The 15632-nt window shown below is 35.7% G+C and carries 14 protein-coding genes; 8 read left to right on the top strand and 6 right to left on the bottom strand.

The annotated features are described in order from the left end of the window. Position 1 precedes the first annotated feature (1 nt). Together ACYIAM_RS10975 and ACYIAM_RS10970 are read left to right on the top strand one after the other, a co-directional pair. On the top strand, positions 2-868 hold the full coding sequence (locus ACYIAM_RS10975; protein WP_483748285.1) for a metal ABC transporter permease: 867 nt from the start codon (positions 2-4) through the stop codon (positions 866-868). Further along, positions 865-1701 (top strand): metal ABC transporter permease, encoded by an 837-nt coding sequence (locus ACYIAM_RS10970; RefSeq protein ID WP_483748284.1) that lies wholly within the window; start codon positions 865-867, stop codon positions 1699-1701. The genes ACYIAM_RS10975 and ACYIAM_RS10970 overlap by 4 nt, the downstream gene beginning before the upstream one ends. A gap of 121 nt (positions 1702-1822) precedes the next feature. Here the strand turns inward: ACYIAM_RS10970 and dnaB are convergent, their stop codons facing one another. The 4 genes from dnaB to ACYIAM_RS10950 all read right to left on the bottom strand — a co-directional run bounded on the left by dnaB (position 1823) and on the right by ACYIAM_RS10950 (position 6425). Further along, on the bottom strand, positions 1823-3247 hold the full coding sequence (dnaB, locus tag ACYIAM_RS10965) for a replicative DNA helicase (protein WP_075508148.1): 1425 nt from the start codon (positions 3245-3247) through the stop codon (positions 1823-1825). 48 nt (positions 3248-3295) lie between these two features. Then, positions 3296-4087 (bottom strand): tRNA pseudouridine(38-40) synthase TruA, encoded by a 792-nt coding sequence (gene truA / locus ACYIAM_RS10960; RefSeq protein ID WP_174797626.1) that lies wholly within the window; start codon positions 4085-4087, stop codon positions 3296-3298. After that, positions 4074-5093 (bottom strand): aspartate-semialdehyde dehydrogenase, encoded by a 1020-nt coding sequence (locus ACYIAM_RS10955; RefSeq protein ID WP_483748283.1) that lies wholly within the window; start codon positions 5091-5093, stop codon positions 4074-4076. Before ACYIAM_RS10955 ends, truA begins: the two co-directional genes overlap by 14 nt. Before the next feature lie 321 nt (positions 5094-5414). Beyond that, on the bottom strand, positions 5415-6425 hold the full coding sequence (locus tag ACYIAM_RS10950) for a hypothetical protein (protein WP_483748282.1): 1011 nt from the start codon (positions 6423-6425) through the stop codon (positions 5415-5417). Positions 6426-6737: 312 nt separating this feature from the next. Here ACYIAM_RS10950 and ACYIAM_RS10945 point away from each other — a divergent pair, with 312 nt between their 5' ends. The 3 genes from ACYIAM_RS10945 (at position 6738) to rlmKL (ending at position 11264) form a co-directional block, all read left to right on the top strand. Continuing rightward, on the top strand, positions 6738-7784 hold the full coding sequence (locus ACYIAM_RS10945) for a LacI family DNA-binding transcriptional regulator (RefSeq protein ID WP_483748281.1): 1047 nt from the start codon (positions 6738-6740) through the stop codon (positions 7782-7784). A 445-nt stretch (positions 7785-8229) separates the two neighbouring features. Then, positions 8230-8775 carry an RNA 2'-phosphotransferase gene (locus ACYIAM_RS10940; protein ID WP_483748280.1) on the top strand — a complete coding sequence of 182 codons (546 nt, stop codon included), beginning with the start codon at positions 8230-8232 and terminating at the stop codon, positions 8773-8775. Positions 8776-9143: 368 nt separating this feature from the next. Continuing rightward, a complete protein-coding gene (rlmKL, locus tag ACYIAM_RS10935) occupies positions 9144-11264 on the top strand; it encodes a bifunctional 23S rRNA (guanine(2069)-N(7))-methyltransferase RlmK/23S rRNA (guanine(2445)-N(2))-methyltransferase RlmL (RefSeq protein ID WP_483748279.1) in 2121 nt (706 codons plus the stop codon). A 112-nt stretch (positions 11265-11376) separates the two neighbouring features. On the opposite strand, the gene ACYIAM_RS10930 is transcribed toward rlmKL, so the two are convergent. Then, complete coding sequence (locus ACYIAM_RS10930; RefSeq protein ID WP_483748278.1) at positions 11377-12867, bottom strand: hypothetical protein; 1491 nt, start codon at positions 12865-12867, stop codon at positions 11377-11379. Between the two features lie 735 nt (positions 12868-13602). Beyond that, positions 13603-14031 carry a universal stress protein gene (locus ACYIAM_RS10925; RefSeq protein ID WP_174797619.1) on the bottom strand — a complete coding sequence of 143 codons (429 nt, stop codon included), beginning with the start codon at positions 14029-14031 and terminating at the stop codon, positions 13603-13605. 138 nt (positions 14032-14169) lie between these two features. Between ACYIAM_RS10925 and ACYIAM_RS10920 the strand changes: the two genes are divergently transcribed. The 3 genes from ACYIAM_RS10920 to ACYIAM_RS10910 form a co-directional block, all read left to right on the top strand. Then, positions 14170-14574 (top strand): GNAT family N-acetyltransferase, encoded by a 405-nt coding sequence (locus tag ACYIAM_RS10920; protein WP_483748277.1) that lies wholly within the window; start codon positions 14170-14172, stop codon positions 14572-14574. 1 nt (position 14575) lies between these two features. After that, positions 14576-15175, top strand: coding sequence for a Maf family protein (locus tag ACYIAM_RS10915; RefSeq protein ID WP_483748276.1), 600 nt, complete (start codon positions 14576-14578; stop codon positions 15173-15175). A 340-nt stretch (positions 15176-15515) separates the two neighbouring features. After that, the coding region (locus tag ACYIAM_RS10910; protein WP_483747552.1) for a transposase at positions 15516-15632 on the top strand (117 nt) is incomplete at its 3' end.

The following is a 15632-nucleotide window of genomic DNA, read 5'->3' as shown; positions in this document are numbered from 1 at the left end:
AATGGAACTGTTACTTGAACCATTCACCTACGGTTTTATGTTAAAAGCAATTTGGGTAAGTAGTATTGTGGGTGCTGCCTGTGCTTTTTTATCGGCTTTTTTAATGTTAAAAGGTTGGTCACTCATGGGCGATGCGCTTTCGCATTCTGTTGTGCCGGGAGTTGCAGGGGCTTATGCGTTGGGGGTGCCTTATTCTGTTGGTGCTTTTTTTACCGGATTACTCGCTGCACTGGCAATTACGCTCGTACGTGCCTTTACGCGATTAAAAGCAGATGCCATTATCGGTTTTATCTTTTCAACCTTTTTTGCTGTCGGTTTGTTAATTATTTCGCTCAATCCAACATCAATCAATGCACAAACCATTATATTTGGTAATATTCTAGGGATTGATGATAGTGATATGTGGCAAGTGCAAATCATTATTTTGGTGTCATTTATATTACTTTTCTTTTTTTGGAAGGATTTGTTAGTCGTTTTTTTTGATGAAACCCATGCCCGATCCATTGGATTAAAACCACTACCATTAAAAATCCTATTTTTTACCATTTTAAGCGCCTGCACTGTTGCGGCACTGCAAACTGTTGGCGCCATTTTAGTAATTGCTATGGTTGTTACACCTGGTGCAACCGCTTACTTATTGACTAACCGATTTTCGCACTTATTGATTATTTCGGTGCTAATTGGCGCTGTAACAAGTGCTATTGGTGCTTGGATCAGTTACTTTTTAAATGGTGAAACTGGTGGCGTTATTGTTATGTTGCAAACGCTAATATTTATTGCTGCATTCTTATTTGCTCCACAGCAAGGGTTAATTGTAAATCGCCTTAGGATCCGCCAAAGCCGTTTACATAAAGGGAGGCAGGTATGACAGAGTTTTGGGAATATATCTATTATCCGCTTACTCTTCCTCTTATTCAACGCGCAATCTTAGCTTCGTTAGCAACCGGTATTGTGTGTGCCCTACTATCTTGTTTTTTAGTGTTAAAAGGCTGGTCGTTAATGGGGGATGCGATTTCGCATGCGGTTTTACCCGGCATTGTGCTGGCATATGTAGCAGGTATCCCAATTATCATTGGTGCTTTTGCTTCAGGTCTATTTTGCTCGGTTGCAACAGGTTATATTAAAGAAAACAGTCGCATCAAAGAAGATACGGTCATGGGGATTGTATTTTCAGGGATGTTTGCTTTCGGTTTAGTATTATTTTCTAAGGTGGATACGTCGCAACATTTAAATCATATTCTATTTGGTAGTGTGCTTGGCACCAGTTATGACGAGCTTAAACAGATCATCTTTATTGCTGTAATTGTGTCGCTTTTAATTATTATTAAACGCCGTGATCTGATGCTCTATTGCTTCGATCCAGTGCAGGCTAAAGTTGTAGGACTACCCGTTAAGTTACTACATTACGGTTTGTTGAGTGTTCTGGCTTTAACTATTGTAGGATCATTAAAAGTCGCTGGGATGATTTTAGTTATTGCGATGTTGATAGCACCGGGCATAACTGCTTTTTCGTTAAGTAAACGCTTTGAATGGATGCTAGTGATTGCCGTATTGGTTTCGACATTTTCAACGGTGATGGGTACCTTGATAAGTTACTATGTAGATGCATCAACCAGCGCTTGTATCGTTATTTTACAAGCAACTCTTTTTTTATTTGCCCAAACTTATCTGTTTGTTGCTCACAAAAAAGTGCACCGTTAAAGTGATTTTTTTCTACTATTGAAACCGCTTTTAAAACTGCTTTTTAATGACGATAGAAAAACAGCGTAAATAGAGTTGTAACCCTATTTACGCTGTTATTGATGCTTATTACTTTTAATTTTTACTCATCATCCAGATATTTACTGTTATCTGCATAATTATCAAAACGTGAAAACTGACCTTGAAATTTTAATCGTACTTTACCAATTGGACCGTTTCGTTGTTTTCCTAAAATGATTTCGGCAATACCTTTATGTTCAGATGCTTCGTTATACACCTCGTCACGATAGATAAACATAATCACATCGGCATCTTGTTCAATAGATCCCGATTCACGTAAATCTGAGTTAACCGGTCTTTTATCAGCACGTTGCTCTAAGCTACGGTTAAGCTGTGAAAGTGCAACAACAGGAATTTGTAACTCTTTCGCCAAGGCTTTTAGTGAGCGCGATATTTCGGCAATTTCTAATGTTCGGTTTTCAGAGATATTCGGCACACGCATTAATTGTAAGTAATCGACCATAATCATACTTAACCCTTTATGCTCACGATAAATACGTCTGGCTCTTGAGCGTAACTCCATTGGCGTTAAGCCTGATGAATCATCAATATAGATATTTTTCTTTTCCAGCAATAAGCCCATAGTGCTTGAAATTCTTGCCCAATCATCGTCTTGTAGTTGCCCTGTTCTAATTCGGGTTTGGTCAACACGCGAAAGTGACGCTAACATACGCATCATAATTTGTTCTGATGGCATTTCTAAACTGAATATTAATACTGGCTTTTCTTGCTCTAGGGCAGCATTTTCACACAAATTCATGGCAAATGTGGTTTTACCCATTGATGGCCTTGCTGCAATAATAATTAAATCAGAACGCTGTAAACCAGCCGTTTTTTTATCTAAATCAATATAACCGGTTGAAACCCCTGTCACACCATCATGCGGGCGTTGGAACAATTCTTCAATCTTAGCTACCGTTGCTTCTAACACTTCGGTAATACTTTTTGGCCCTTCGCCTTGTTTAGTCCGGCTTTCAGCAATTTGGAAGATTTTACTTTCCGCCAAGTCTAAAATTTCGGTACTATCGCGCCCTTCAGTGGCATAACAGTTATCAGCAATATCATTTGATGCGCTGATTAATTCGCGCAAAATCGCTTGTTGGCGAATAATATCGCTATAAGCAACAACATTAATCGCACTTGGCGTGTTTTTAGAAAGCTCCGCCAAATAAGCAAAACCACCTACATCGGCTAATAGGTCTTTACTTTCAAGACTTTCAGAAAGGGTAATTAAATCAATTGGTGTCCCTTTGCTGACCAAGGTATGCATTTCAGAAAAAATCAATTGATGATGACGCGAGTAAAAATCCCGCTCAGTGATCATTTCAGATACCGCATCCCAACGTTGATTATCAAGCATCAAGCTACCCAATACCGCTTGTTCAGCTTCGATCGAGTGCGGTGGAAGCTTGATATTGTGCAGATTTGATTTTTTCGTATCTTGATTTTTATAATCTTTGTTTGTGCTTGTTCGATCAGTATTCATTACATTCATCTTTTGTTCTAAATTGAATTTATTGCTAAGCTACGTTGCTTATTTTAAAAATAATGGACCTAAACTCGGATCGGGTATTTGGTATTCGGATGGATAATCCACCTGAACTAAATATAATCCTTCTGGTTTTGCTGTTGCGGCAGCTTGCGTTCTGTCCTTAGCTTGCAAAAGTTCATCAATCCACTCTGGACGCTGATTACCCGCACCAACTTCAAGTAAACTCCCCACAATATTGCGTACCATATGGTGCACAAATGCATTGGCTTTAATATCAACAATAATATATGCACCTTGCCTTATCACTTCAATGTGATGAATATTACGCCAAGGCGTTCTTGATTGGCATTGAGCCGCTCGAAATGATGAAAAGTCGTTTTCACCTAATAAATACTGCGCAGCTTGGTGCATTAATATTTCGTTTAATGGCAAATAATAATGTGACACCCCTTTAGCTAAAATCGCAGGGCGATAGCGATGATTATAGATCACATAACGGTAACGTCGAGCTGTCGCACTAAACCTTGCATGAAAACTATCCTCAACTATTTGTGACCAGCGCACTGCAATATTATCAGGTAAATGCGAATTAACCCCCATTGTCCAAGCACTCGGTGAGCGCGCAGCTTGGGTTTCAAAATGCACCACTTGTCCTGTCGCATGCACGCCGGCATCGGTTCGACCGGCGCAAAATACGTTGATTGGCGCATTGGCAATAATGGATAACGCAGATTCTAGCCGCTCTTGAATAGAATCGACAGATTGCTGGCGTTGCCAGCCAAAATAACCACTGCCATCATATTCAATACCCAGGGCAATTTTACAGGTAGTCATTAATCAGAATCTCAAGCGTCTCAATTAACATCAATGCCCCTAAATAACGGATATTATCGGCCACTGACCAAAATTGAATTTGTTCATAATGACCATAACTGTGTCTTAAATTAGCCAATTTTATAACCAAATTGTGTTCTGATTCGGTACTGACTTCGGTCACTGGCGTTGGCAAATTATCGCCTTGTACTTCAACACCAAATTCACCAAAGCGTGCCATATCTAATTCAATTGGCAAACTACTTGATACATTAATGGCTTGTGATACGCCATAAAACACGGGCACAATCACTGACTCGATAGAGACAGGAAGTTCATAATTACTCAATACTTTACGGATTTGATCAACTTGGGATTTTTCTCCGAGTATTGCATCGTGATGTTCGTGCGATACCGGTAATAGATTAAAAGCTAATTGCTTATCAAACAGTTGATTATCAACCGGCATACCATTTAACAAGCGAGCACTTTGCCCTGCCAGTTCATCCACGCCAGATTTGCCATACAATGATGCTGGGATAAAACTAGTCGCATGTAAATTTGTTAATAATTCCATATCAGTTAACGAAGCAACACAACGCAACAACTGACATACAGTGGCACTAGCAACGGCGATAATGTTTTCATTACGGTATTCGGTCAATACACTATTATTAACTTTAGGTACCACTAATGGAATATGATCTTGCTGAGCAAAATAACCACTTGCATCAATCACTACACATCCCGATTGTGCTGCGACTTGCGCATACTTTTCACTGGTTTTAGCATCAGCAACAAAAAAAGCAAAATGGCACTCGCTCCAGTCCATTTGTGTACTGTCAATCACTGTTAAATTTTTGCCAGCAAAACGAACAATTTCACCAGCACTGTTATCGCTGCCTACTAGATAGAGATTTTCAATTTTTAGACTACCGTCTTGTAAACTACGTTGCTGTAGCAACTCAACTAGCGCAGAGCCAACTTGGCCTGTCGCCCCCACAATAGCAATATTCCATGCAGACATATTTATAAACCCAATAAAAAATTTAGCGGTAATTATATCACTATATTGTCAAAGATAGCGGAAAAAGATACATGACAATAGCATTAGATGAATAGATTTCAATTGACTGTGATTCTGAACATTAAAACGATAAGCCATCATTAAGATGGCTTTGTTGATACTGAGCTTTTGATAATACTCGAAAATGAATTTAGCAGTTTACATTTTCACAGGTTATTTGACTATTCAAACAAATAAGAGAATTTTTTAGTCTTCACCAATAACGAATTATCTTTACTAATAAAATTTATACTTACTTATTATATTGATTGCCAAATAATACTAATTGGCTAACTCATCTTCCACGTGTTTGATTGCCTGCCGATGTTGATCAATTAAGCAAGTCAAAACTTTATCTAAATAAGGTTCAATATCACTTTCATAAATCGGCGCTGGTGTAATTAAACACGCTGTATTTATATTTTGTTCCAATGCCAGCAATGAATCTTGCTGTTGTTTTTTATTATCAAGCTGCTTTACTTTCTCTTTTAGCTGATCTTGATAATAACGATAGACTCTAAAATCAAGACTATAATCAGAAGATCCATTTTTAGCTGATTGATTAAACAGTGCAATGGATTCTTCTAATGTTAAACCATATTCAACAGCGCCTTGGTGAAATTTAGTATTAAATTGGTTAGGATAAATAATTTGATAAGTTGCTTCTGGCATATTGATTTGCATCTCTTTAAGCCCAAATTTCATATTACTCGAGTCAATATTGTAATGCTTCCATAATGTAGGAAACGTCCCTGACTCAGACTCAATCGGTTCTGATTTTATTGACAATAATGTGTAAATATCGCCACTTGGGGCAATATAGTAATGCTGATAGCCATTCCAAAGAGTAGGATTATTAGAAAAAGAGTTATTTGCTAAAAAAAGCTTATCAATTACCTGATTTTTGCTGATTAAAGATAACGTAATATCTCGCCCTGAATTAGGTAAATCTTCCTCGTTTTTATTCTTAGGATTAGTTGGGCTAATGCTTAATTTTAGTTGAAAATCATTACCATTATAGACAATAGGATCATCATCGATTAATTTATCTAACTGTTTAAAATCAAATTTCAAATTGTTGAGTGGGCAACGGCTATCATATTTTAGCTTTTCTTTTTTATCGAGTTGATGATATTCATCTTCGTTTCTAGCGCAATCTTGTTGCAATTGGTGCATATCAACACTCATAAAAAATGGTTCACCACGATATTTAGGGTTAATATTAAGTAATTGCCCCCAGGCACAATAACTAAACATAAATAAAATTGCACCCAATAAAAATTTCAGTTTCATATAAAATTCCTTTTATCCATCTTATTTTAGTATGGCTTGATTCTATCTTTTTTGTTAATAGAATAAAACACTAATCTGTACCTAAATTTTTAATAATCATTCTTTTATTCAAGTAAGTAGATCGTCCACACTATATAATATGGTTATATTACTTATGCCATAGCTTTAATAAAACATATCCATTTAAACTTCTTTAGATATCTGTCATAGATATTTTGGAACATAGATCGACAAAACAAAATTTGATCGCTTACAAATCAACCTGATATCGGTAAAGTAATAAGTCACTTTAATCCACTTTTAAGCGTGATTATGACAAAAATTACCCTATCAACGATTGCCAAAAAAGCTAATATTTCTGTTGCTTCAGTTTCTCGAGTATTAAAAAAGCCACATTTGACATCGCCTCAAACTCAGTTACGTGTTTATCAAGCTATTGAGGCGTTAAATATGGACACATCAAAAAACTTCAACCCCTATCAACCAATACATAATAGTAAAAAAATATTAATTATTGATAACCAACTGTTTTCAAAAAGCTTAATCAATATTGGTTTAGAGCAAGTTTTAAAAGAAGAACAGTATCAACTGTTTTATCTGCAGTTTCCTTATAATAAAAAAAGTGATATCCATCATATTATTCGTTATGTGGCACAAAATGCCTTTGATGGGATTATTATTATCAATGATGCCCCATACTTAAAAACACTGTTCTCTTATAAAAGCACATTACCCCCCATTGTATTAGTTAATCATTTTTCACTTGATTTTGTTTGTGTTCACTTTGACCATTTATTCATTGGGTATCAAATGACACAATATTTGATTGATAATCATCATAACCAAATTGCCATTTTACTTAATGATGATAAAACGATGAATTCAGTACTTTTGCAGCAAGGTTATAAGCAAGCTTTGTTACGCGCAAATATTACTATCGAACCCAGGTATATTATTCAAGGCTGCTTTACCTATCAACATGCTAGATCGGCTATTAAAAAATTAATAAACGGCACAAAAACACCCACTGCTGTGATTTGTGCCGATAACTTTAGCTTAAATTACTTACACGAAAATCATTTTAAAGAGCAACATCATCGTTCACCTGATTGCATGGTTTTGGGAACATTACATCAAGCCAATGAAAGTAAAGCAAAACTGACTAAACCACTTACGATATCGTATTTTAGTGCCTCTAAAGAACTTAAATACAATGAATTAGATAGTTTATGCAAAATTTGTAAACCTTTGTTTAAAATGGGGAAACAGTCAGCTACCTTACTGTGTGACATTATTAAAGGCACAATAAAGCCCATTAAACATTGTACAATCATTAACGCTGAATCGATGTTTTATTAATGTTTGAGATGCACGGTTTTTACTAAACTTATTTTGATTAACGTCGATTGTGGAACTTGCCTTGTAGATTTAAACTATGCAATTGGGCATGATTAACTTTTCATACCCATTTTACTTACCAAATGCGTTTGATCGTCTTCACCGCAAATAGCAATCGTGCCTTCCGATACTACACATGTAAAAATAATTCAGGATTCTATACCGTTAAAATAAAAAATATTTGTTTTTAAATGATTTATTGATTGGATATGCAAAAGGAAAAGCCACCCATTGCAAAAGGAATGCAATTAATATCAGTATAAAGTTTTATGTTGTCAGTTACATAGCTCAAGGGAACAAGCCTATCCCTAAACCACAATCGACTATAAAAGGGTATAACTTACAAGTTTTTAAAGGGATTGATAAGATCTATAATAGTTGATAGGAAGAATAAAGGATATAAAACATGAACAATCAATTAAATAAAACGAGTAAATTTTTAAGTTATATTTTAAGACATCAACCAGAAACTATTGGTATAACCTTAGATACTGAAGGATGGGTCGATATTAATATCTTGATCCTACAAGCTAATCAACATGGTGAATCACTTACCAAAGAATTAATCGAAGAAGTTGTCAAAACAAGCGATAAAAGACGTTTTACGATTTCAGAAGATGGTTTAAAAATACGCGCAGCACAAGGACATTCAACTCAACAAGTTAAAATTAAATATGTTGAACAGGTGCCACCTGAATTTTTATATCATGGCACAGCAACGCGCTTTATTGATTCAATAAAAAAACAAGGATTAATTGCAGGTGATCGCCATTATGTCCATTTATCTATTAATGAACAGACAGCTAATACTGTAGGGAAACGCCACGGTAAACCTATTGTATTAAAGGTAAAAGCCTTACTAATGCATCAACAAGGCTTTAAGTTTTATCTAGCTGATAATGGCGTTTGGTTAACCAATAATGTTCATACTGACTTTTTAATATTTGACTAAACCTAATTCAACCCTATCAGCTTTATATTGGGCTGATTCTGCTTTGGCTTGTTTTGACTATTTGTCATCAAAATTATAAAAACTACCACTATCACCCTATCTTGAGAATGGAAAAGTATTGTCACTACTCTCTAAAACAGTGCAACCTCCAGAATCCACAAAAAAATAAAATCAATGCACTTATCAAATATTTTTTGATAAGTAAAATTACAAATTTTATCTGTACTTAAATGTATAGATTTCATTAAACTTCCTTACAAAATTATTATCACTCATTAAACAATATTCTTGTTAAATTCAGCCTTTATTTCCCACTATTGCAATTAGTCGGTATAATGCCAGCAATTTTATTGTAAAGTGGATTATGCATGAAAACGCTATTTGCCAGCACATCTCGCGGGCTTGAAGAGTTATTAAAAAAAGAGTTAGAACAAATTGGTTCAACCAATTGTAAGATTACGCAAGGCGGTGTCTATTTTGATGCCAACGAAACAACTTTATATCAATCACTATTATGGTCACGTTTAGCATCGCGTATTTTATTGCCAATAGCCGAATTTGATATCTATAGCGATTTAGATCTGTATTCTTGCGTGTTCAATATTAAATGGACTGATATTTTTGCTGTCGATAACGCTTTTGTGATTAACTTTGTTGGTGTTAATGAGTTTATTCGTAATAGCCAATATGGTGCACTTAAGATCAAAGATGCTATTGTCGATCATTTTTTACGTAATACCAACCAACGACCCAATGTAGCAAAGCAAGATCCAGATATTCGGCTTCATGCTTATTTAAATAAAAACCATGTCACACTGTCTTTAGATTTGAGTGGTAATAGCTTACATGAGCGTGGTTATCGCCAGCAAACGGGGCAAGCACCATTAAAAGAGACCCTTGCTGCTGCCATTATTATGCGTTCAGGTTGGCAAAGTGATGAACCATTACTTGACCCAATGTGTGGTTCGGGCACGCTACTGATTGAAGCCGCTATGATTGCATCAAAAATCCCACCGGGATTACAACGCAAACAATGGGGATTTTTTGCTTGGAAAGGCTTTAATCCAACTTTATGGAATGAGCTATTATTTTCAGCCAAACAAAATGTTTGCAAACCCAATACCCCTTTTATTGGTTACGATAATAACTCAGCAGTACTTGAACGAGCCAAACAAAATGCCATCCAAGCAGGTGTGGGTGATTTAATTACGTTTTCAGTGCAAGATGTAACGCAATTAAGTAATCCATTACTAGCACAAACAACCGGTATGATTATTAGCAATCCACCTTATGGCGAACGCTTAGAAAGTGAGCCAGCACTTATTGCTTTGCATACGGCACTCGGTCAACAAATTAAACAAAATTTTGGTGGGTGGAAATTATCGCTATTTAGCGGCGCACCACAATTATTAGATTGCTTACAAATGCGAGCAGACAGACAATTCAAAGCCAAAAATGGTCCGCTGGACTGTATACAAAAAAATTATGTCATTGCTCAGCGTAACACTGAACATCCAATCAATAATCCAACGTTGCCAGCTACAGACTTTGCTAATCGATTACGCAAAAATAGACAAAAGTTAGAAAAATGGGCGGCTCAAGAACAGCTAGAATGCTATCGACTTTATGATGCGGATTTACCTGAATACAACGTTGCTATCGATCGTTATAAAGATAAAATAGTAATGCAAGAATATGCCGCACCTAAAAATATTGATCCACAAAAAACGCGCCAGCGACTTTTTGATATTATCAATGCAACCATGTCAGTACTTGAACTTACTGCCGATCAGCTAGTATTAAAAACGCGTGAAAAGCAAAAAGGTAAACAGCAATACCAAAAGCTTGGGCAAAAGCAGGACTATTTTTTAGTACATGAATACCCAATTAATCAACGCAAAACCGCATTTTGGGTCAATGTGACCGATTATTTAGATACCGGCTTGTTTTTAGATCATCGCTTAGCACGAAAAATGATTGGTGAAATGAGTGCCGGCAAGGACTTTTTAAATCTATTTGCCTATACAGGTAGCGCAACAGTTTATGCCGGACTTGGCGGAGCAAAATCAACCACCACGGTCGATATGTCACGCACCTATTTGGAATGGGCTGATCGCAATTTAAAACAAAACGGTTTAACGGGTAAAAAACATCGATTAATTCAGGCTGATTGTTTGCTCTATTTATCTCAGGCTGATGAGCAATTCGATTTAATTTTTATCGATCCGCCTACATTTTCAAACTCGAAACGCATGCACGAAACCTTTGATGTTCAGCGTGATCACCTAAAATTGATGACCGATTTAAAACGCTTGTTACGTCCTAATGGAACAATTATCTTTTCGAATAATAAGCGTGGTTTTAAAATGGATAGTGTTGGTATGCAAAACCTAGGTTTAACCTATCAAGAAATTACCAATAAAACGCTATCGCTTGATTTTAAACGTAACAAACAGATTCACTGTTGTTTTATTGTGAAACATCAATAAATGAAACCGCCTACATGGCGGTTGATTTCATCTAAAAATTCAATAAAATTAAAATCATACCCAAATAAATTTTATTCGATTTTTTTATTGCAGAAAAACTACCTTTTCAATATTACGGTGAGATACAAAACGTCCGTCCCGCTTTTGCTGTCATTGGCTTTGAAGATATTCGTCCATACGAATCAACTAAGTAATAGTTATCATTTTTATGATGATTGCTTACCCAAACCTCAGTATTTGATCCCCAAGGAAGTCGCCATAATTCTCGACTCCCCCATTCAGGATAGAATCCCCCTTTAAGTTGAGCTTGAGCCACATATTCCTCACGACTAGGAGGATAACCTTGATTCCAATCCAGTTTAGGATTTTTCATATTGGTTAACTCTGGTATAGTCGGAAGTCTATACCCTATACGTTCACAGTATGCACTACTTTCTTTAAATGTTGGCTGATTGTAATTTGATTTAATGATCCATTGACTGATTGTAAAACTATATATAGGTTTAGTTTTAGCTTTATCAGCATAAATTATAAAAGTTGTAGGGGTGAAAGATGTGTCTGATTGCCCTTCTTTGGGTCCTAATAGAGTAATTATAGCCTCATTAGGGAATCGACCATAGTACGTAATATCATCATATTCACCCACGCCATTAATAGTTAAATTAATATTCGAATTTGCTGGCTGTTTACTATAACTTAGTTCGTTATGCAAGATACCGGCAACGGTTAAAGTAAACTGTAAAGAATCGCCGGCAATGGTTGGAAAGTTAGACGAAGGCTGGTTAATATTTTGCAGTAAAAACCCTCTCTTTCGCCCTCTATACAAATAAATATCGTTTGGATCGTCAATATCAATAGTGCCTGATTTCCACTCCTTTCCTATATGATCAGCTCTTGGATCTTGGTATATTGGAAATGCCCAACAGACGTAGGGATTAGAAACTGTAGGTTTAACATGTACAATAAATAGTTTCTCAAAAGACCATCTGTCCTGCTTCCAGACATTTTCAGGCACCCCTGAAGACTCAGATGGTATCCCTAATTCGGTCGTAACTGATGAAATGCTAGACTTTAAAATCAATCTATAGCTATAACGGCAAGGATCAATAGGATCACTACGCTTATAACCAAATTGAGGCTCACTTATCCACCAATCTTCATCAACTAGATGATCTCCGTTATCAGCTATGATTAGTGTTAGCTCGCCGGCTCCTGACTTAATCTTGTCGCCATCATCATCGAAAAAATATTCTCTATTGTCACGGCTATTAAATTGTATTTCTTGCTCATGAAGTTCTGCCCAATCCGGTATTGATTGATTTTTAGGCACGACCGAATCAATATCGGCAAACGTTTTGAACGACTCTGGTAATAAAATAGGATTTTGTGGTGACGAGGGATTGTTTGCTGGGGTATATCGAAAAGTTTTATTACCCATTTTATAACTCATCCAAAGCGTATCTTCAGTGCTTGATATTTTGGTTCTACCTCCATCAAAACTTATATAAGGTGCGCTACCCATAATAACATTAGCTGTTTCTGCAACATAGGTATTTTCCGTATTTACAGCACTTACAACATTGCTATTAAAAATTAATAACAAGCTAATACCGATAAATTGTCGTCTGATAAGGAAAGATAGAAACCTTGATTTTGAGCAATGGCAATCGCAAAATATTTGCGAATTAGAAAAACTTAAAACGGATAGTTTTTGTTTTGTAATTACCTGTAATTTATGACAGGCCATCAAACGGCTATTCCTTCGCATGCTTTCAATCCTTGATTACAATCTATATTTATTTTATGGAAATTTTTTGTTCATCAAATCTATGGAAAGTATAAATAAGTTGCCATGGTTTTGTAAATGTAGCTTTTATAAAATTTTTTAATTTATATCAAAGAAAAGGATCAACATCGTGGCTGCTTTAGTGTTTTTTATTGTAGTTCGGTTTTGAATACTAAAAAATATCAGAGTTTTATACTAACTTAATAAAATATCAACCCAAAGTCACACAAAAATTTAGTTAATATTTTTATTTAATTTATTTTTTCAATTATCTATTAACATCAAACGTCGTTAATAACCGACTCACCACCTGAAAATTCAAAGCATATTGAAATTCTTTTGCAGTGATATAAGCGCCTTATAAAGTGAATTGGTTGATTATTTTTTTTAAACATTAAACGTTAATTGACTAAAAATTAAAAACTTAATCATTTTCACGGGGGTCATTTTTACTGTACATTCCCCCCGTTTGCCTAGCTATACTGATTAAAAATAATTTAGATTACAACAGCAAATAACAACCAAAATCATACTCAACATATAAGCTAAAATCTATCTGACCACCAATACCGAAGTTTGAGCACCACGAACCACCCCAGCAGCATTCGATCCTAAAAGATGTGTTGAAATATTAGGACGACGTGAACCTAAAATAATTAAGTCTGGTTTGATTTCGTCAGCTAATGCAAGGATTTCATCTCTTGGATGACCAAATGCGATAGAAAACGATAAATGTTCATGCGGTAAATTAATCGAATCCATTAATTGATGAAGGTATTGTTCTGTTTGTACTGTTGCATGATCTTTAAATTCATCAAATCCAAAAGAGTAAGCATTGATAATAGCCGATGAAACAGGCAAGGCATGAAAAAAGATGACTTCAGCATTAGACAATCTGGCTAAGCACTCTACATGTGGAATCACTTTTTTTGTTAATTCATCTTCAAGCACATCGATAGGAACTAAAATTTTTTTGTACATAACTCCCTCCTTGCTTTGTTATAGATTAGATTAGATTATATATTCAGCGAAACTAAAATAGGTTTTACCTAGCTAGTATGATACTAATTTTAAATGTAATCCTTAATTATTTTTATTCGTTTTATGATGGAGATCAACATGAATTGCATTATTTATCGTACTGATGTCAAACCGACACTCGAACAAGCCACCACCCTTTATCGTCATTGTTCATTAGGCAAGCGTCGTCCACTTAACGATACCGTACGCTTTCAAGCTATGTTAGATAATGCTAATTTGGTGGTAACTGCTTGGCATGATGATAAATTGATTGGCATTGCGCGTTGTTTAACGGATTTTGTTTATATCACTTATTTGGCAGATCTCGCGGTGGATGAAAATTATCAACGACAAGGCATCGGAAAGCAATTAATTAAAGAAGTGAAAAACAATACTGACAAATCATGTTCAATTACTCTACTAGCTGCACCACAGGCAGTTGATTATTATGCTCATATCGGTTTTAATGCGCATCCTTCAGCTTGGATTTTAAGAGATAATTAAAATGAGAATCATATTAGCCTCGACTTCACCATCACGTAAAAAGATACTTGAAAAATTAGCTATCCCTTTCGAGTGTGTGCCACCTATATGCGATGAAACACCGCTAGTCGGCGAATCAGCTCAGCAATTAGTAGTTCGGCTAGCAAAACTTAAAGCGCAATCATTAGTGACAGACTATCCGAATAGCTTAATTATCGGATCGGATCAAGTTGGTGTCTTAGATAATCAAATCGTTTGCAAACCACATACTGTTGAAAACGCACGTGCACAACTCAAAAACAGCAGTGGTAAAGCCTTTTATTTTTATACGGGAATGACCGTCATTAATACACAATCAATGCAATCAACAAGCATTTGCGAACCATTTAAAGTGACCTTTCGTTCATTAAACGATGCGGAAATTGATGCTTATATTGCTAAAGAGATGCCACTACAATGCGCAGGCAGTTTTAAATGTGACGAACTGGGCATTACTCTGTTTGATAAATTAGAAGGCGATGATATTAATTCATTGGTTGGATTGCCATTACTAAAACTCAATAAAATCATGATCGAAATGGGTTGCAATCCGTTATTAATATCGTCAGCTAACTCCCTTTAAATCATCAATATTATTAGCTAGTCAAATAATCGCCCTGCTGACATTTTCATAATTTTTTGGCTATGTTCCTCGCCCAAAAAGTGGACAGAAATCGCCTCTATGATATAAATACAAGTCATAGGAGGAAATTATCATGATCAGAAAATTTAGCGTCGAATTCAAACAACAATCAGTCGATTATACGTTATCTCATACTCACCTTCCTATAAGCGAACTGGTTAACCACCTAGGTGTGGGTAAATCAATCCTAGATAAGTGGATTAGGTATGTAACTATCCCCTAAAATAGTACAGCAAAAAAGTAGAAAATTCTCTATGATAAAAGTAAAGGGGATTTAATTATGAAAAAAATGACTGAACATCAGATTGTATCTATTTTAAAAGAAGCTGAAGCCGGTATTCCTGTCAAGGAGCTCTGTCGTAAATATGGCATGGGTAATTCAACTTTCTATAAATGG

The organism is Gilliamella sp. X-60, from assembly GCF_057063585.1.
Note: the sequence above shows the minus strand (reverse complement) of the source record. Positions and strands in the feature narration are given on the sequence as shown.

Coding starts and splice junctions, on each gene's coding strand:
- dnaB (WP_075508148.1), bottom strand. CDS start 3,247: ATGAATACTGATCGAACAAGCACAAACAAAGATTATAAAAATCAAGAT.
- ACYIAM_RS10925 (WP_174797619.1), bottom strand. CDS start 14,031: ATGTACAAAAAAATTTTAGTTCCTATCGATGTGCTTGAAGATGAATTA.
- ACYIAM_RS10950 (WP_483748282.1), bottom strand. CDS start 6,425: ATGAAACTGAAATTTTTATTGGGTGCAATTTTATTTATGTTTAGTTAT.
- truA (WP_174797626.1), bottom strand. CDS start 4,087: ATGACTACCTGTAAAATTGCCCTGGGTATTGAATATGATGGCAGTGGT.
- rlmKL (WP_483748279.1), top strand. CDS start 9,144: ATGAAAACGCTATTTGCCAGCACATCTCGCGGGCTTGAAGAGTTATTA.
- ACYIAM_RS10975 (WP_483748285.1), top strand. CDS start 2: ATGGAACTGTTACTTGAACCATTCACCTACGGTTTTATGTTAAAAGCA.
- ACYIAM_RS10955 (WP_483748283.1), bottom strand. CDS start 5,093: ATGTCTGCATGGAATATTGCTATTGTGGGGGCGACAGGCCAAGTTGGC.
- ACYIAM_RS10945 (WP_483748281.1), top strand. CDS start 6,738: ATGACAAAAATTACCCTATCAACGATTGCCAAAAAAGCTAATATTTCT.
- ACYIAM_RS10920 (WP_483748277.1), top strand. CDS start 14,170: ATGAATTGCATTATTTATCGTACTGATGTCAAACCGACACTCGAACAA.
- ACYIAM_RS10915 (WP_483748276.1), top strand. CDS start 14,576: ATGAGAATCATATTAGCCTCGACTTCACCATCACGTAAAAAGATACTT.
- ACYIAM_RS10940 (WP_483748280.1), top strand. CDS start 8,230: ATGAACAATCAATTAAATAAAACGAGTAAATTTTTAAGTTATATTTTA.
- ACYIAM_RS10970 (WP_483748284.1), top strand. CDS start 865: ATGACAGAGTTTTGGGAATATATCTATTATCCGCTTACTCTTCCTCTT.